We start from the raw sequence: 16,593 nt of genomic DNA on the forward strand, positions 1-16,593 counted from the left end.
TTCTAATTGATGCCGCGCTGGATACATATTGCTTTACTTATTATCCTGCCTGCTACTGCTAGTAGCCAGGCATTCAGCAGTAAAGGACGTTTTTCTGTTGAATTTGATCGTGGCTGCTCGCCAGTTACCATAAATATTACTGAACATGATGGTTTCGGTGACGTAACAAGGCAATATTTTTATTTTGAAGGAGCTGGTATCACAAGTAGTCAGACATTTACCTATCAAGAAACTGGAACGTTTGAAATTGTTCAAGTCATTGGAAGTGATTTACCTGATGATAAAACAGACACTTTAATTGTTAATGTTCTTGAATCAATTAAGCCTCAAATAGAAATCACTAAATGCAGCAATTTAGATATTTCTGTTACTTCCAAAGACTCATATTATGATAGCATCCGAGTTTATTTCACTACAACAGACTCAGTGACTCTTGTAAATAATCAAAAATCAGAGTTCAGTTTTTCATCACCGAATCTGGTCGCCATTGGTCTGAAAGGTTTTTTTGATAATGCAGATGAAGTTTGCTCAACCTATTTTGAAGAATTACTTCCAATTTCATCCATAGAAGCACCTCAAATTCTCTCTGCCTCGATAAAAGAGACTTGTAAAGATATCTTCTCCATGTATCTTGAGCTCGCTGAAGTAGATACATTGGTTCGCTATAGAGTAATCTTAGATCAATCAGGAGAAACGACTCTTTTTGACAACTATCTTTTTCAAAGCACCTTGGTTCTTAGTGATATACCCTTCACAAAATCAAATTATTGTATTCAGGTTGAATCTTATGATCCATGCAATGATGTTACCCAAAGAAGTTCTGCGATTTGCGCTGAACCAAGTCAACTATCCCTATCCCCTTTTGAGACGCTGTATTCCACATACGATTCAGCAGGGATTTTCATCAATTTGGATGAAGTAAATGTTGGAACTTTTGATGTCTACAGACGGATTCAAGGCCAGGAATTTGAATTGAGATCGCAAAACTCTTCCTCTTTTACAGACCCAATTGGGTCATTAAGTCGGCAATATTTTTATAAGATTGATTATATCGATAGTTGTGGACAAGTGCTCTATTCAGCAGAAACCAATCCCCCTCTGATAGAATCAGATGAAATTGAACCCAATCAATACCTTGCAAGATTTACCCAGCCGGTTAATTCCATTGACTTAGGTATTTCAAATGAATACAGAACCGGCACGACATTTTCTCAATCCACGGGTGATATCAATTCCCCAGAGTTTCCCGTTTCCCTCAATGCAAAAGACGGGAGCCCAAGGCAGTTCATAAGCGCTACATCATCATATACAAATGGACTCATATTAACTTCAAACTCAGAGGCGGTCAGATACGAGCTTATTATTTATGTCCCAAAAGCTTTCACTCCGAATGGTGATGGATTAAACGATCACTTAGAATTATTTGGTTTGCCTACAGAAGATGCTGTCACTAATATCTATTCAAGATGGGGACAGCTTGTTTATTCCTCGGATCAACCAAGTCCAGGGTGGGATGGTACAATCAGCGGATCTTTAGCCGATGAAGGAACTTATCTTTATGAAATAATCTTTGAAACAGTGTCAGGTGAAAAACGCAGGCAAAAAGGTACCTTTACATTGATAAAAAAATAGAGAGACATGTTTGATATGATGAAAATGATGGGCAAAGTGAAGGAGATGCAATCCAAGATGAAAGAAGCTCAAGATCAGCTAAAAGACATCACAGTAACAGGTGAATCTGGAGGAGGACTGGTGAAAGCCAGCGCTAATGGAAACAAAGAATTGATTGCATTAGAAATCGATGATTCTCTGGTTAATGGAACCGATAAGGGGATGATGCGGGATTTAATCATCGCTGCTGTAAATAAAGCCGTGAATGAAGCAGATATCAAAGCAAAAGAGCATATCAAAAACTCTACAGAAGGGTTAATGCCTAATATTCCAGGGATGGACCTTTCAGGAATGATATAAATGATTAAAACTTCTGTTGTTATACTTAATTATAATGGGAGAAACTATCTGGAAAAATTTCTCCCTTCCGTTATCGCTCACTCGAAAGATGCAGAAATCATTGTAGCAGACAATCATTCCAGTGATGATTCAATTGAATTTCTTTCTACAAAATTCCCTCATGTACGATTGATCAAACTCCATAAAAATTATGGATTTGCTGGAGGATATAACGAAGCATTAAAAAAAATTGATGCAGAATATTTCTTACTTCTTAATTCGGATGTTGAAGTAACGGAGAACTGGCTTCAACCTATGGTATCCTTTCTGGATAATAATGAGCTCTATGCAGCATGCCAACCTAAAATCAAGGATTATAATCATAAAGCTTTATTTGAGTATGCAGGTGCTGGCGGAGGGTTTCTTGATTTTTTGGGATACCCTTTCTGCAGAGGGCGGATTTTCAATCACTTAGAAATTGACTCAGGACAGTACAATAACCCCATGGATATTTTTTGGTCTTCAGGTGCATGCATGTTGGTAAGATCAAATGTTTTCTTTGAGGCAGGTGGATTCGACTCAGATTTTTTTGCTCATATGGAAGAAATCGACTTGTGTTGGCGTATTAATAGCCTTGACCTCAAGATCAAATCGATTCCAGAATCCACGGTTTATCATGTTGGTGGCGGTACTTTAGATAAATCGAATTCATTCAAAACTTATCTTAACTTCCGTAATGGGCTTTTTCTACTTCTGAAGAATCTTCCACTTAAGAAATTATGGCAAAAAATTCCCGCAAGGGTACTACTCGACTGGGTTGCTGCTATGAAATTCCTTATTGAAGGAAATCCCAAACACAGTCTTTCGGTTTTAAGAGCACATGTATCTGTGATTGCTAACTTCAATAAAACATTAAAAAAACGTCGGTTAACGTCCCCAATTCCTAAGTCTAAATTGATGCTTTTTGAATATTTCTTAAAGGGAAATAAAAAATTTAGTAATCTTTAATAATACCAAAGTGTATTATTTCGCCTTCTGAGGTGTTTTCTGAAATTCATTACAAAAGCTAAGCCCAGATAAATAATGAGTGGCGAACCGAAAGTCAAGAAAGAGGTGTAAATAAAAAATAGTCGTATGCTGGAAGTAGGTATGCCTAGTTTCTCACCTAACCTGGTACAAACACCGAACGCATATTTCTCTAAATACTCTTGCATGATTTACTAATTAGCTCAAAGATATACAATACTAGTTTTAGATAGTTCAATTATTAGTACTCCAAAACAATAAATTCGATTAATTTTGCGTGGATATAACTAAGAATTATACTATTTATTGTTTGTACAATTAAAAAAACAGAATCAAATGAAAAAATTTAACCTAGCCATGGCATTTGCTGCCGGAGCAATTTTGCTTTCCGGTTGTAAGCTTGACAAGATGATAAAATTGGCTCAGGAGAGTGATCTTCAAGTGAATCCTAATCCACTTGAAGTACACGGAGGAAACGTACCATTCGAGGTGAGTGCGGTTACTCCGCCAAAAACTCTTCCACAAAATACAATGCTCACTTTAAATACAATTTACGTATACGGTGATCAGGAAGTAACTGTTGGATCAATAGAAATGAAAGCTTCTGATTTTCCAAATAGTTCTTCAACTACTTCAAGGAGAGCAGAAAACTTCACATTCCCTTATCAGGAAGGAATGAATCCAGGTACGCTTTATATACAGGCTGTTGCAACTGATACACGAAACGGAAAGACAAAAGAGTCTGAGCGTCTTTCAGTTGCTCAAGGCCTAATCATGACTTCTGGATGGGTGAAAGATGTGACAATGGCATCTTACGCAGCTCATGGATATGATGATAGAGAAGAATTAGTTCCAACAAATGTAGATTTCTACTTCGACCAAGGAAGATCTAATTTAAGAACGTCCTTAAAATATGATGGTGTATCTAATGCATCTAAAAGAGATGAGCTAAGTGCATTCATCGCTGAGAAGAATGTTACAAGAACAGTTACCATCACAGGTACTCACTCACCAGAGGGTACTGAAACAATAAACAGTGACTTATCTGAAGATAGAGCTTCAACAATCGAGAAATACTACAGAGCTAGAATGGATCGATATGATTATAAAGGAGCCGCAGATTCAATTGATTTCATCCTTAAGCCAGTTGTTCAGAATTGGGCTTCATTCAAAGCTGCTTTAGCTTCTTATGATGGGATTACTTCTGAGGAAAAGTCTCAGTACAACAACATCATCAATGGATCAGGTTCTTTCGTAGAAAAAGAGAAAGAAATGAAAAAGCTTTCTACCTACAAGAAAGTATTCAAAGATGTATATCCTGGTTTAAGAACAGCACAAACGAATGTTCTTACAGTAAAGCCTAAGAAATCTAATGCTGAGATAGCAGTTTTGGCCAAGTCTATCGTAAATGGAGATGCTAATGCGGATACATTGACTATAGAAGAGCTTATGTTCAGCGCTACCTTGACTCCATCTTTGGAAGAAAAAGCGTCTATCTACAAAGCTGCTGCTGACAAATCAGGAGCATGGGCTGCTCATAACAATCTTGCTGCTGCTCACATTGAGATGGCAAAAAGAGGAGATGCTTCTAAATTAGACGGAGCTGCAACTCAACTTGAAATTGCTATGAACAAAATGGGCGATGCTGCTGAAGTACAAGCTAACATGGCTGCTGTTCAAGTTATGCAAGGTGAGTACGAAGCTGCTTATGAAACACTTAATGGTGTTAGCTCTTCTTCCAATGATATCAATGGAAAAGTAAGTGCTATGAAAGGCGCTGTTGAAGTGAGAATGGCTGAATACGATAAAGCTAAAGCTACATTTGCTTCCGCTACTAACGGAGAGAATGTAATGATCGATAGAGGTCTTGCATACTTGCTAAGTGGTGATTACAAAATGGCAGATGCTGAATTCAATCAAGTAGAAAGAGCTGATGCTTATTACTTGCTTGCAGTTTCAGCAGCTAGACAAAGTAATGCTGCTGGTGTAGGTTCTAATCTTAAGAAAGCTGTTGATGCTGAGCCGTCTTACAAAGACATGGCATTAAATGATCTTGAATTTACCAACTTCGCTGAAGCTGTAAACGAAGCAGTGAAATAATTAATATTCTCACTAGTAATAAAAAAGCCCTACCAGATTGGTAGGGCTTTTTTATTTAATCATATATCTGTAATTCGATCATACTCATCGTTAAAAACCATCCGGAAAACGATCAATAATAAGGCATTCATCATTAATTTAGCAAACCGAAAAATACAACTTTTACAATGAGAGAAATCCAATTCAGAGAAGCACTTGGCGAGGCAATGAGTGAAGAAATGAGAAGAGACGAAGATGTCTTTTTAATGGGTGAGGAAGTAGCTGAGTATAATGGTGCTTATAAAGTAAGTCAGGGTATGCTTGATGAATTTGGAGCAAAACGAATAATAGATACCCCTATTGCTGAGCTAGGCTTTGCTGGAATTGGTGTTGGAGCTGCAGCGAACGGCCTACGTCCTATCATCGAATTCATGACGTTTAACTTTTCACTTGTAGCAATAGATCAAGTTATTAATAGTGCTGCAAAGATGCTTTCCATGTCTGGAGGTCAATATAGTGTTCCAATTGTATTTCGAGGGCCTACAGGAAACGCCGGACAACTAAGTCAACAACATTCTCAAAATTTTGAAAACTGGTATGCAAATACCGCTGGACTAAAAGTAGTCGTTCCTTCCAATCCATATGATGCTAAAGGACTTTTAAAAACGGCCATCAGAGATGATAATCCTGTAATCTTCATGGAATCTGAGTTGATGTATGGAGACAAGGGTGAAGTTCCTGAAGAAGAATACTTATTAGAAATAGGTCAAGCAAATGTCGTAAGAGATGGATCAGATGTTACAATCGTTTCATTTGGTAAAATGATGAAAGTGGCTAATCAGGCTGCTGAAGAATTAACTAAAGAAGGAACCGAAGCTGAAGTGATTGATCTTAGATCAGTGAGACCAATAGACTACCAATCAATTGTTGAGTCTGTCAAAAAAACAAACAGGCTAGTGATTGTAGAAGAAGCATGGCCATTGGCTTCAATCTCCTCTGAGATAAGTCACCATGTACAACGAAATGCATTTGATTGGCTTGACGCTCCTGTACACAGGATCACCAACAAAGATGTATCCCTTCCATATGCTCCAACATTAATTGAAGAAGTTCTTCCTAATGTTGCAAGAACTATTGAAGCAGTAAAGACAGTTACCTATCAGAAGTAATTGACACAAAATATTGTAATCAAAAAGGCAGACAACTCGTTTGCCTTTTTCATTTACGGCTATAAATGTCATAATTCAACTCGTAGACGGAAGCGTATTTACCATGCTTCTGAACATATTCAATTAAGTTGGTAAAGAAAGAATCAGATCCTAGAGTTGCTGAATCTCCGACGATTACCAGCCTGTGTCTGGCTCTTGTCATAGCTACATTCAACCTTCGGTATTCTTTCAAAAAACCTATTTCACCATCCGAATTAGATCTGGTAAGTGAGATGTAAATAGCATCACGTTCTTGCCCCTGAAATGCATCCACACTATTGATATTAATGTGCTCTCGATAAGAAGCTACTTCCTCTGACTCGTTTACCTTCTTGTTTAGCACCTCTACTTGCGCCTTATATGGAGCAATAACTCCAATGGAGAGTCCATCAGGTTTATCATCAGCAATGAGATTGATAAGTAAGTCTGCTTCATCTTCGTTATATGTGCTAAGAGTTTCCTTTTTGACTTTTTCGGTATATCCTGCCCCTGCTGTATCAACGAAATAAATGGCTGGTTCAAACATCTTATCTCTCGAAGTAACAGAGGAAGATGCCTTCAACTTACTATCGTAGAATTGAACACTTGAGAAATTCATAATAGATGCCTCCATCCTATATTGAGTTTCTAACATCACTTTAGCATCAGCTTGATTATCAACTCCTCTGTAGAACAATGTATCTTCCAGTCCTTCTTTAGCAGCCTCTCTGGACTTAATGGTAGGCGGTAGTTGATGATGATCACCAGACATGATAACTCGTTGAACACGATTTAAGGGTATCCAACATGCGGCCTCCAAAGCTTGCGATGATTCATCAATAAATATGGTCTTAAACAGGCGATCTTGGATTAATGAATGGCAAGATCCAGTAAGCGTACATGCAATTACTTGAGCTTTATCTAAAAGGCTTTCTGAAATGTAGTTTTCTAAAAACCTGGACTCTCTCTTTAAACTTTTAGCCTCTTTGTACAACATTTCACGTTGTGTCTTTTCCTGCTTCCCAAAATTTCGTTTGTATTTGCTTGCAAGCGTTCGAAATTCTTCAGATTGCTTTCTCATCTCCTTGAGTCTTCCAAAATCTGCATGCTGACTGATTTTTACATCCAAGCTGTTTTCCACTACTTCTGGAGTCAATCTTGCTGGATGTCCTATCCTCAATACACTTATGCCCTCATTAGCGAGTCTTTCTACAAGGAGGTCTACCGCGGCATTGCTCGGAGCACAAACAAGAGCCTGCCTTTCAATTTCCACAGTTTCTTTAATGCACTTAACTAAAGTGGTTGTTTTACCTGTACCTGGAGGTCCATGAACGAATGCAACATCCTTTGAGCTAGCAATCTTTTCAAAAGCACTATTCTGTCCTTTATTCAATGAAGGGACCTCATACATGTATCCTCCACCAAATTGTGCCTGCCGATTTCCATAAAAAACATCTCGTAGTTCTGATAAGCGATCATTTTTTGCATTTAATACCAGATTCAATGCTTTATTCATTTCCCGATAGGTAGAGTCATCAAACAAGAGATTCAATCCTAATCTATCTTCTTTAATCCAGTCAGGTAAAAATGATTGGTTAAGCACAACTCGCATCGTATACTCTTTTAAGTAGCCTACAACTCCGTTGATTGTCTTTTTCTCATCGCTTCCAGAAAATATTCCAACTACAGATCCTACGTGAAATGAATGTTTTTGCTCCCTATTTTTAGACTTAGATAATTCGAGTGTAAGTCGTTCACCGGTACTAATAAAGTCCTTTTCTATTTGAATAGGATACCATGTAATCCCATTCTTTTCTCTGTCCTGAATGGTAGTAAGAGTCATTCGCTCTTGAAATTGAGTATAGTCAGCTTCCTTTTCTTTTTTAAGTAAAGCTATCTGATGCTCTAACTGATGGGTGATTTCTTCTGAGGTCAAGTGATTCAATTTTATGCAGCAATTAAACACAAATCACTGAGTTTGGTTAATACTATAACAAGAATAAGTTTATGCTATTACAACCTGCTCCTCCCAACTTTCGAAATCATCAACACAAGTTTTCATTTGTCATAAAATCAGATGAATCAAAAGTTTGGCAATGGCTAAATGATCCTAAGACATTTATGAACAATCAAGTTTGGCCATATAAAGTAGAATTCTACAGCCCCCATCCTCCACAAATACAGAATGGATTTCACGAAGGGGTATTAACTAATCACACAGGGCCATTAATCAATTTTGCTGGGCAGTTGGTTTCGATTAAAGAAAACTATCGTGACTTACAGTACTTCTACGGTAGCTATGCTATTCGTTTTAGTTGGATAAGGCCCTACAGACTTGAATTTTGGACAAAGAATATGGAAGGTCATACAGAATTAACCTGTGCAATCAGTTCGTATGTAAAGCCTAGCATGTATTCACTTTGGAATAAAAGCCAGAAATTTTTCTGGAAGCGATTTAAAAAATGGTCTACTCAAAGTATAATGAAAATTTGAGTTATTTCATTCCTCCTAACATATTGGCAAGAGCTCTCTTCCCTCCTGATTTGTTCATCATCTTCATCATCTTCCGCATCTGCTCAAATTGCTTCAAAAGTTGATTTACTTCCTGTATTGAGGTTCCACTTCCTTTTGCTATCCTTTGCTTTCGGGTGCCATTTAATACCTCTGGTTGTGTACGTTCTTTGGGAGTCATGGATTTAATAATCGCCTCGATAGGCTTAAGTGAGTCATCATCTATATCAATATCTTTGATTGCTTTTCCCATTCCAGGGATCATACCCAAGAGATCTTTCATGCTTCCCATTTTTTTCATCTGCTCCATTTGAGCTAGGAAATCATCAAACCCGAATTGATTCTTCCGAATCTTCTTATTTATACGACGAGCTTCGTCCTCATCATAATTCTGTTGCGCCCTTTCAACCAAGCTTACAACATCTCCCATCCCGAGAATTCTGCTAGCCATCCTATCTGGGTGGAACAGATCTATGGCATCCATCTTCTCTCCTGTTGAGATATACTTGATTGGTTTCTGAACTTCTTTACGAATAGAAAGAGCCGCACCACCACGAGTGTCACCATCTAGTTTTGTTAATACAACTCCATCAAAGTCCAATCGCTCATTGAAGGTTGCCGCTGTATTAACTGCATCCTGACCAGTCATTGCATCAACCACAAATAGCGTTTCTGCTGGCTTTACTTCCTTTTTGAGCTCAGATATTTCATTCATCATCTGCTCATCTACTGCCAATCTACCCGCAGTATCAATAATCAGTGTTCGTTTTCCATTATCCTTTGCATGCTTGATTGCATTTTTCGCAATCTTCACTGCATCTTTATTTTCAGGCTCAGCGTACACTTCAACACCTACTTGTTCGCCTAAAACCTTGAGCTGGTCAATTGCCGCAGGACGATAAATATCACAAGCTGCGAGTAAAACAGTACGCCCTTGCTTCTTTAAAAGACTAGCAAGTTTACCTGTAAAGGTGGTTTTACCAGAACCTTGAAGTCCTGAAATAAGGATAATGTTTGGATTGCCATCAAGACTAATCGGAACATTAGTATCTCCCATGAGCTTAGTAAGCTCTTCAGAAACAATCTTCGTTAATAATTGACCAGGAGAAACCGAAATAAGTACATCTCTTCCTAACGCTTCTTCTTTAATGTTATCAGTGACATCTTTTGCTACTTTGTAATTAACATCTGCATCGACTAGAGCTCTTCTGATCTCCTTGATCGTAGTTGCAATATTAATTTCTGTAATCTGCCCTTGGCCTTTCAGGTTCTTGAATGCCCGGTCCAGTTTTACACTTAAATTATCAAACATAATCGTACTTCAGTTTTCAGGATACAAAGGTATAAAATAGTGTTCAGTGAATGATAGCTCTTTTGAAATGAAACCTTTTTTTACAGATAGAGTATAACTAGTACCTTGCATAACAAAATACAACCAACATGAAAAAGACTATTTTAATACTAGCCGTAGCGCTTTGTTTTTCTGTAGTAGGTCAAGCTCAGAAAGTAACGAAAAAGGATATTGTAGGCACATGGAAATTGGTGATTGATATCGAAGAGGAAATGGAAGAAGAAGCTGAAGATGCTGACACTATGCTTGAAGAAGTGTTTATTAAGGCAATTTCTGGTTTCGTTGGAGGAATTATGGAAGATGTTGAGATCTATTTTGACTTTCAGAGTGATAATGATGTAAAGATTACAGTAAATGCTTACGGCGAAACTGAAACTGAACGAGGTTCATGGTACATCAATCGTCGCGGTTACCTGGTAATTGAAGACATAGAAGACGATGACGATAGTTTTCATATCTCTGCGGACGATGACGAATGGAAATTAGTTGATGGGATTCTCGTAAGTGACGAACATGAGAGAGACAGAAATGTGTACATGGCTCGTGTAAACTAAGAACAATTAATCACCACTCTACTGAAAGGGCAATCTTCTAAGACTGCTCTTTTTTATTTATCAATACATCTAAGCTGATTTTACCAGCTCCATTTAGCATCAAAAAAACTGAACCTGCAAGCATAGAAATAGCTGGATAAGTACTCGGGTATGTATCGCCTACATGAACTAAAAGGATGGCTACAATAAAGTTGACAATCATCAAAATACTAGCTGGTCGAATTTTGAATCCCAAAAAGAAAAAAACACCACAAGTGAATTGAATATACACCGACATTATTGCCGAAAAGAGAGGTAATGGCATTCCGTAGGCTTCAAGAAAGTTGCTAAACTCTAGCATTCGCTCCCAAGAAAATATATTATCTATCGTCCCGTAGATAAGGTGAAAACCTACAGTCAGCCTAATGGGTAAGTCTGCGTAACCTTTTAGTTTATTCATTTCCAAAAATCGTATCAATGATAACTTTCGCTGCTAGTCTACTGCCTTTAGGTGAAGGATGAAATCCATCTGATCCATAAAGTGAATAGTCTTTTTGGCTTTCGAAGTAATCTTTCCATACCTCTCCTACCGGGCATAAAATTGCGTCATTTTGAGTAGCTACTTCTCTATGATTTCTAATAACTCCATCAAATGTGTAATAATACGTTTGAGATGGCCAGACCATAAAAAAGACTAATTGAGTGCCGTTCTGCTTGCAAAGCATTTTTAGTGTTTTCCCACTTTCCAAAAGCATTCTTCTCCCTTCTTCTTGTGATGAAGGTCCCTGCTGCACAATTACATAGTCAAATTTTCCATTTCTTATACGCTTTTGTACTTCGCCATCCTTCAGGTGATCAACTAAAGCATAGTTTGGGTAAGCCAACATTGTATTTTTTAACTTAATCCCTCTGATCTTCGCTTCATTGCTGACAAGCTCTGGTAAATTGTTAGTGTAGGTAAGACTATTTCCTACAAAGAGGATTTTTTGAATCCCCTGAGCTAGACATCCTTCAAATAGGAACAAGTAGACTAACGATAAAAAAAAGTGTTTCATCTTTCAACCAAAACAATGGTAAAGTTGATGACCCTACATAACTAAACAGGCAATTGCCTTGACTAATAAGAATGCATCAAATCCATTTATATGATGTGCAAAAAAGATCATTCAAAATTGCATGACCTGACTCTTCAGAATCTATCAATGAATAATCTTTCTTAGCTAAGAGAATGAGTCTTAAATCACAATGCCAATCAAGGACTTACTCGAATAGCATTCCTTTTAAATCTGCTGGGGAGTAATTAATCGACTTTAAAGTTTTATTGTCTCCGACTCGATACACAAGCCACTTACCATCACGTTCTTCATAGAATGCATCTGTATCTTTTTCCGTTTTATAGTGATCCACTGTCTTTTTTGCCTCTTCCTCAGTTTCGCAGGCCTTACTCATATTGGATCGTTGAACCTCATTGAATAGCTTCCCAAATTTTTCACCCATTCCGAATTCTAAGATCGCTCCCGATAAAACATATTGAATATCACAAAGTGCATCTGCAATTTCTACGAGATCTTTATCGTCTATTGCTTCTTGGAGCTCCTTAAGCTCTTCAGCAATTAAGGATATACGCAACTTACACCTGTCTTCTGATGGAATCTGTGGTTCTTCAAGAACTGGATGGCGAAAGGTTTTATGAAATTCAGCTACTTGATTTAGTGGGTCAATCTTATCCATTGATGTCTTTTTCTTTTCTTATTGCTTTAGTTAAAAAATATACAAATCCTCCCATCACCATTGATAGGATTATGATCATACTTATGATTGCTCCAGTGCTCATGACTTTACAAATTTCTTGTATAGATATCCATTTAATATCAATCCAGCAATGATTACGATCCCCCACTGAGTGATCGTGGAAGCATTGCTATAAACTCCAAATAAATCCCATTGCCCTTCCTCATTAAACCATGTAGCACTGTAATCTTGAGACAGCCACCAATATATTAGGAAAACCCCTACAGCAATATTGGTGAATATCGCAAATCTGAAAAAGCTAGATGGAAGAATCATATCAGATCCTACATCGATATTTTGTTCTTTGAATTTCACAGGGTTATTCATAGCTACAGCAATCAATATGAATAGTCCAGTAACTATCAATCCTACACCCCAAACCCAATCCTGATTTGAGAAAAAATCCAAAGACCAGGCTGATGGGAATCCAAATACTACAAAGCAGACAATGACAATAACCAATGTATTCTTTTTGGTGATATTGAGATCCGCAACATTTTGAAGAAATAGCTCAATCATAGGAAGTAAAGAACTAAAAGCCGCAACAAACAAGGCTAGAAAAAATAACACAGACAAGTAGTCCCCTCCAGGAACATTTGCGAAGAGCATTGGGATAATGGTAAATGTTAATGCCTGATTACCTGTTTGTAAGAAGGTAATCGCTTCTGTATCTGATGCAGATAAAGCGAAAACAGCTGGGATTATCGCCATACCTGAAAGTAATGAAGCTGTATTATTTCCAAACGCTCCAATAAAAGTATTGAGTGTTACGTCTTCATTGTCTCGTGAAAATGCAGAAAGTGTCATCATTAATCCCCAACCAGCTCCCGTACTCCAAGCTGACTGAGAGAGTGCTTCGATCCAAATAGTAGGATTACTAAAAAGCGACCAATCAATTGCGAACATATACTCGAGACCTCTTATTCCTCCCTCCATATTCAACGAAACAAACACGATAACCACTAGAAGGATAAACAAGCTTGGTATCAGTAATTTATTGGCTTTTTCAAGTCCATTTTTAACCCCTCTAATAAGAATTATAACAGCTAAAAAAATCACACATATGTAGACAATGACGGTAGTCCAATCACGGTTTGATATTCCATTCCAAAAATTTGTTAAGTAGTCAGGGTTTGACTGAAGTGTTTCAAGAAGTGTCTCTGTCTTAAAGATGTTACCAACTGAAAATGTGAGATATCTAAAAGACCAGGCTGTAACAATTGCATAGTAGAAGGCAATTCCTAATGTGCAAATAGTAATAAAGAACCCCATCCAGGTATACTTCTTACCTGCAAATCGCGCGAAACTTCCTATAACTCCACTTTTAAATTTCTTACCAATTGCAAACTCAGAGAGTAATAAAGGAATTGACCAAATAAATAGGAAAAGTATCCAAAGGAGAATGAAGGATCCACCATACTGACCTGCCAGCCTGGGAAATCGCCAAAGGTTGCCCGCGCCAATAGCCATACCTAATGCAGCTAAAACAATACCCCAGCGATTACTAAACTGTTCTTTACTCATAAATGACTTTTTGCGAATTGCGAATCTGTCAAATATATGTAAAGTTTATCACGTCGTTTATACCCTTTTTCATAAAGGGTATATCCCGTGGAAGAGCTCTATATAGGATGAACCGAAAAACTGAATTATTCGTCCTTCAAAGTAGTGGCTGGATTGATTAACGCTGTAGATATTGTACGGTGACTGACCGTTATGACAGCAACAACTAACGTAGCTATAAAGGCTAATGCAAAGAAACCAGCCCCCATTTCTATTCTAAATTCATAATCATTTAGCCACTCATTCAGTACCAGATATGCTGCCGGTGCAGCAATAACAAAAGCAACAATTACCAGTATTAAAACTTCGAATGTAAACTTGCTAATAATGCTCATCACGGATGCTCCCAATACTTTTCTGATGCCCACCTCCTTAGTTCTATTAGCTGAAATGAATGCAATCAGTCCGTAGAGTCCTAAGCAGCCGATAATGATAGAAACTGCTGAGAAAGTAGTCATTAGGGTTGCTATGCTCTTCTCTCTCTCATAGTTTTCTGCCAGTTCTTCATCAAAAAACTGCCAGTTCTTCACAAACTCAGGATACACTTGCTCCCACACATTTTCAAAGTGCGTAATTGCTGTTTTAACATTTGCTCCTTCTCTTGTCTTATATGCTACTTCATAGAATACATCAGGATCATTTAATATGACGATATATTGAAATCCTTCGCTTAGATTTTGTGAATGAAAATCTTTCATTACTCCTACAATATTCAGTTCCAACCCTCTCCAACCAGAAGTCAATTTTTCTTCCAATGCTGCATTATAATTATCATTAAAGCCCATCAGGTTAGCAATTTGTTCATTGATAACCACATCAATTATACGCTTTCCATTTGCAGTCTCCTTAATAGTGTCACTTCTACGAATATTTCTTCCTTCAAGTAACTCCAAGCCATATAAACTCACATAGTCTTCATCGGCTACTTTAAAACTTGCATTGTAGGAATCCTCAGATTCAAGTGGCGGATAGTTGAAATTGGAATGAGAGTTAGAATTTCCTGTTGGAGAGCTTAGTGAAAATGATACCAACTGTATGGAAGGGTCTTCTAACATCATTCTTTTGAAGCGTTCATTCTTAGTTTGATTTCGTTCTGGTAAATAACTCTTGATAATCGCTTCTTTTTCGAAACCTAAATCTTTATCTAAGAAATAGTTCATCTGCGCAGAAATGATCACTGTTCCAATGATCAAAAATTGAGAGATGGTAAATTGAGCAACTACGAGTGCTTTCCTTAAATTCAATCCTCCAGAATGATTCTTTGCGGTAATCTTACTTTTCAATGCCTTCACCGTATTCATATTACTTAAAAGAATAGATGGGTAAAAGCCTGAAAGGAAGCTCACAAGAACAAGTAATAAAGCCAAAAATCCTATGGTCTCAAATCCATTAAAAAGATCGAGCGATAAGCGACTACCGACTACATCTTCCAATCGGATAAACAAAAATTCTGCAATCGCCAGTGAGCAGAATAAAGCTATTAAGGTTATAAGAGTGATTTCAGTAAAAAACTGAACTACCAATTGAGTGGAATAACCACCAATTGCCTTTCGTATTCCAATTTCTTTCGATCGATTCGCAGCTTGGGCTGTGGCCAGGTTAATAAAATTGATACATGCCGTTAATACAAGAAACAAAGCAATAACTGCCAAAGCTTTCGTTAATGCTGCAGGTGTAGAATATGCGTAGCTACCATAGTCTTCATCATAATGAATATCTGACAATGGCTGAACCACAAATCTGGTTTTTTCTGAAGCTCCTTCATCATAGTATTTCTCAACAAAGTCAATAAGTTTTGTATTCATTGCCTCTGGATCAAAGGTGTCACCCACAAGAAAGTAGGTGTTTGTACTTGAACTGGTTGAGTTCCATTCTTTGCCTTCGTTGTAGTAAGGATTAGACTTTGCTTGCCCGCTGTATTCACACAAAATCGTGAATGGGAAGTTCGTGGCTTCAACAGGATCTTCAATCACTCCTACCACTTTCACATCTAATAGATTCCCTAGATTAAAATCCATTCCCATGGCCTCCGCCTCATTTCCTTCTTCTAATCCGAACAATTTTCTAGCCTCCGACCCTGAAATAACACCGGTGTTTGGTTCTGTTAATGCTGTTTTTTTATCTCCCGCAATAAAATCCACAGAAAAAATGTTGAAAAAAGCATTTTCTGTGTAGACAATTCCTTCCTCCAAAAGGAATTTATTCAGGTTATCACCATCTCGCACATTCACTTGATCACCATAAACATAATGAGTACGAACCACCTCTAAGATATCTGGGTAGTCCTCCTGGAGCGCAGGACCTACTGGATGCGGGTTACCTGCTCCTTTACTTATGTCATTAGGTCTAATATTGTTACGAACTACTCGATAGATATTCGAATAATTTTCTTGATGCTCATCAAAGCTATTCTCGAACGATATCACTTTAAAAATCACAAGAGCACATCCAATACCAAGGGCAAGTCCAACAATGTTGAGAATGGTATAAACCTTATTTCTTGACAGGTTTCTAAGTGCGGTTTTAAAATAGTTCTTGAACATGGATCTATCTGTTTTGTGTTACTAGCGGCAAAATCATGCCATTTTAGTTAACTCCTTGA

The 16,593-nt window shown here is 37.6% G+C and carries 16 protein-coding genes; 7 read left to right on the plus strand and 9 right to left on the minus strand.

The genetic code is table 11. From position 1 onward, the window contains the following. Positions 1-9 precede the first annotated feature (9 nt). Genes ABJQ32_06955 through ABJQ32_06965 form a run of 3 tightly spaced genes read left to right on the plus strand, consistent with a single transcriptional unit; the run spans position 10 to position 2,958 of the window. Positions 10-1,632 carry a gliding motility-associated C-terminal domain-containing protein gene (locus tag ABJQ32_06955; protein ID MEP5289372.1) on the plus strand — a complete coding sequence of 541 codons (1,623 nt, stop codon included), beginning with the start codon at positions 10-12 and terminating at the stop codon, positions 1,630-1,632. Positions 1,633-1,638: 6 nt separating this feature from the next. Beyond that, entirely contained in the window at positions 1,639-1,971 is a 333-nt protein-coding gene (locus tag ABJQ32_06960; GenBank protein ID MEP5289373.1) for a YbaB/EbfC family nucleoid-associated protein, read from the plus strand. Then, positions 1,972-2,958 carry a glycosyltransferase family 2 protein gene (locus ABJQ32_06965; GenBank protein MEP5289374.1) on the plus strand — a complete coding sequence of 329 codons (987 nt, stop codon included), beginning with the start codon at positions 1,972-1,974 and terminating at the stop codon, positions 2,956-2,958. It abuts the gene before it with no gap. On the opposite strand, the gene ABJQ32_06970 is transcribed toward ABJQ32_06965, so the two are convergent. After that, on the minus strand, positions 2,955-3,164 hold the full coding sequence (locus ABJQ32_06970; protein MEP5289375.1) for a PspC domain-containing protein: 210 nt from the start codon (positions 3,162-3,164) through the stop codon (positions 2,955-2,957). The two genes, ABJQ32_06965 and ABJQ32_06970, sit on opposite strands and share 4 nt — an antisense overlap. A gap of 148 nt (positions 3,165-3,312) precedes the next feature. On the opposite strand from ABJQ32_06970, the gene ABJQ32_06975 reads away from it, so the two are divergent. Together ABJQ32_06975 and ABJQ32_06980 are read left to right on the plus strand one after the other, a co-directional pair. Next, positions 3,313-5,076, plus strand: a complete 1,764-nt coding sequence (locus ABJQ32_06975; GenBank protein ID MEP5289376.1) for a hypothetical protein — start codon at positions 3,313-3,315, stop codon at positions 5,074-5,076. Between the two features lie 167 nt (positions 5,077-5,243). After that, entirely contained in the window at positions 5,244-6,224 is a 981-nt protein-coding gene (locus ABJQ32_06980; GenBank protein MEP5289377.1) for a pyruvate dehydrogenase complex E1 component subunit beta, read from the plus strand. Between the two features lie 49 nt (positions 6,225-6,273). Here ABJQ32_06980 and ABJQ32_06985 read toward each other — a convergent pair whose 3' ends face one another. Further along, positions 6,274-8,178 carry an AAA domain-containing protein gene (locus tag ABJQ32_06985; GenBank protein MEP5289378.1) on the minus strand — a complete coding sequence of 635 codons (1,905 nt, stop codon included), beginning with the start codon at positions 8,176-8,178 and terminating at the stop codon, positions 6,274-6,276. A gap of 71 nt (positions 8,179-8,249) precedes the next feature. Here ABJQ32_06985 and ABJQ32_06990 point away from each other — a divergent pair, with 71 nt between their 5' ends. Continuing rightward, positions 8,250-8,735: a hypothetical protein gene (locus ABJQ32_06990; protein ID MEP5289379.1), complete on the plus strand. Its 486-nt coding sequence runs from the start codon at positions 8,250-8,252 to the stop codon at positions 8,733-8,735. Between the two features lies 1 nt (position 8,736). On the opposite strand, the gene ffh is transcribed toward ABJQ32_06990, so the two are convergent. Further along, positions 8,737-10,065 (minus strand): signal recognition particle protein, encoded by a 1,329-nt coding sequence (gene ffh / locus ABJQ32_06995; GenBank protein ID MEP5289380.1) that lies wholly within the window; start codon positions 10,063-10,065, stop codon positions 8,737-8,739. A gap of 128 nt (positions 10,066-10,193) precedes the next feature. Between ffh and ABJQ32_07000 the strand changes: the two genes are divergently transcribed. Further along, on the plus strand, positions 10,194-10,658 hold the full coding sequence (locus tag ABJQ32_07000; protein ID MEP5289381.1) for a hypothetical protein: 465 nt from the start codon (positions 10,194-10,196) through the stop codon (positions 10,656-10,658). A gap of 37 nt (positions 10,659-10,695) precedes the next feature. Here ABJQ32_07000 and ABJQ32_07005 read toward each other — a convergent pair whose 3' ends face one another. From ABJQ32_07005 to ABJQ32_07030, 6 genes are all read right to left on the minus strand, one after another. After that, on the minus strand, positions 10,696-11,097 hold the full coding sequence (locus ABJQ32_07005) for a DoxX family protein (GenBank protein MEP5289382.1): 402 nt from the start codon (positions 11,095-11,097) through the stop codon (positions 10,696-10,698). Then, positions 11,090-11,692: an SGNH/GDSL hydrolase family protein gene (locus tag ABJQ32_07010; protein MEP5289383.1), complete on the minus strand. Its 603-nt coding sequence runs from the start codon at positions 11,690-11,692 to the stop codon at positions 11,090-11,092. The genes ABJQ32_07005 and ABJQ32_07010 overlap by 8 nt, the downstream gene beginning before the upstream one ends. Before the next feature lie 205 nt (positions 11,693-11,897). Beyond that, positions 11,898-12,368: a nucleoside triphosphate pyrophosphohydrolase family protein gene (locus ABJQ32_07015; GenBank protein ID MEP5289384.1), complete on the minus strand. Its 471-nt coding sequence runs from the start codon at positions 12,366-12,368 to the stop codon at positions 11,898-11,900. After that, positions 12,361-12,471, minus strand: a complete 111-nt coding sequence (locus tag ABJQ32_07020; GenBank protein MEP5289385.1) for a MetS family NSS transporter small subunit — start codon at positions 12,469-12,471, stop codon at positions 12,361-12,363. The genes ABJQ32_07015 and ABJQ32_07020 overlap by 8 nt, the downstream gene beginning before the upstream one ends. After that, positions 12,468-13,952 carry a sodium-dependent transporter gene (locus ABJQ32_07025; GenBank protein MEP5289386.1) on the minus strand — a complete coding sequence of 495 codons (1,485 nt, stop codon included), beginning with the start codon at positions 13,950-13,952 and terminating at the stop codon, positions 12,468-12,470. Before ABJQ32_07025 ends, ABJQ32_07020 begins: the two co-directional genes overlap by 4 nt. Positions 13,953-14,077: 125 nt before the next feature. Beyond that, the gene (locus tag ABJQ32_07030; GenBank protein ID MEP5289387.1) at positions 14,078-16,534 is read right to left on the minus strand and encodes an FtsX-like permease family protein; all 2,457 of its coding nucleotides are present in this window, start codon (positions 16,532-16,534) and stop codon (positions 14,078-14,080) included. Positions 16,535-16,593 lie beyond the last annotated feature (59 nt).

Source organism: Marinobacter alexandrii (assembly GCA_039984955.1).
GTDB lineage: Bacteria > Bacteroidota > Bacteroidia > Cytophagales > Cyclobacteriaceae > Ekhidna.

What these genes read in the sequence shown, in the direction of transcription:
- ABJQ32_07005 (MEP5289382.1), bottom strand. Translation starts at nt 11,097, where the DNA reads ATGAATAAACTAAAAGGTTACGCAGACTTACCCATTAGGCTGACTGTA.
- ABJQ32_07015 (MEP5289384.1), bottom strand. Translation starts at nt 12,368, where the DNA reads ATGGATAAGATTGACCCACTAAATCAAGTAGCTGAATTTCATAAAACC.
- ABJQ32_07000 (MEP5289381.1), top strand. Translation starts at nt 10,194, where the DNA reads ATGAAAAAGACTATTTTAATACTAGCCGTAGCGCTTTGTTTTTCTGTA.
- ABJQ32_06965 (MEP5289374.1), top strand. Translation starts at nt 1,972, where the DNA reads ATGATTAAAACTTCTGTTGTTATACTTAATTATAATGGGAGAAACTAT.
- ABJQ32_07010 (MEP5289383.1), bottom strand. Translation starts at nt 11,692, where the DNA reads ATGAAACACTTTTTTTTATCGTTAGTCTACTTGTTCCTATTTGAAGGA.
- ABJQ32_06990 (MEP5289379.1), top strand. Translation starts at nt 8,250, where the DNA reads ATGCTATTACAACCTGCTCCTCCCAACTTTCGAAATCATCAACACAAG.
- ABJQ32_06960 (MEP5289373.1), top strand. Translation starts at nt 1,639, where the DNA reads ATGTTTGATATGATGAAAATGATGGGCAAAGTGAAGGAGATGCAATCC.
- ABJQ32_06955 (MEP5289372.1), top strand. Translation starts at nt 10, where the DNA reads ATGCCGCGCTGGATACATATTGCTTTACTTATTATCCTGCCTGCTACT.
- ABJQ32_07020 (MEP5289385.1), bottom strand. Translation starts at nt 12,471, where the DNA reads ATGAGCACTGGAGCAATCATAAGTATGATCATAATCCTATCAATGGTG.
- ABJQ32_06975 (MEP5289376.1), top strand. Translation starts at nt 3,313, where the DNA reads ATGAAAAAATTTAACCTAGCCATGGCATTTGCTGCCGGAGCAATTTTG.
- ABJQ32_06970 (MEP5289375.1), bottom strand. Translation starts at nt 3,164, where the DNA reads ATGCAAGAGTATTTAGAGAAATATGCGTTCGGTGTTTGTACCAGGTTA.
- ffh (MEP5289380.1), bottom strand. Translation starts at nt 10,065, where the DNA reads ATGTTTGATAATTTAAGTGTAAAACTGGACCGGGCATTCAAGAACCTG.
- ABJQ32_06980 (MEP5289377.1), top strand. Translation starts at nt 5,244, where the DNA reads ATGAGAGAAATCCAATTCAGAGAAGCACTTGGCGAGGCAATGAGTGAA.
- ABJQ32_07025 (MEP5289386.1), bottom strand. Translation starts at nt 13,952, where the DNA reads ATGAGTAAAGAACAGTTTAGTAATCGCTGGGGTATTGTTTTAGCTGCA.
- ABJQ32_07030 (MEP5289387.1), bottom strand. Translation starts at nt 16,534, where the DNA reads ATGTTCAAGAACTATTTTAAAACCGCACTTAGAAACCTGTCAAGAAAT.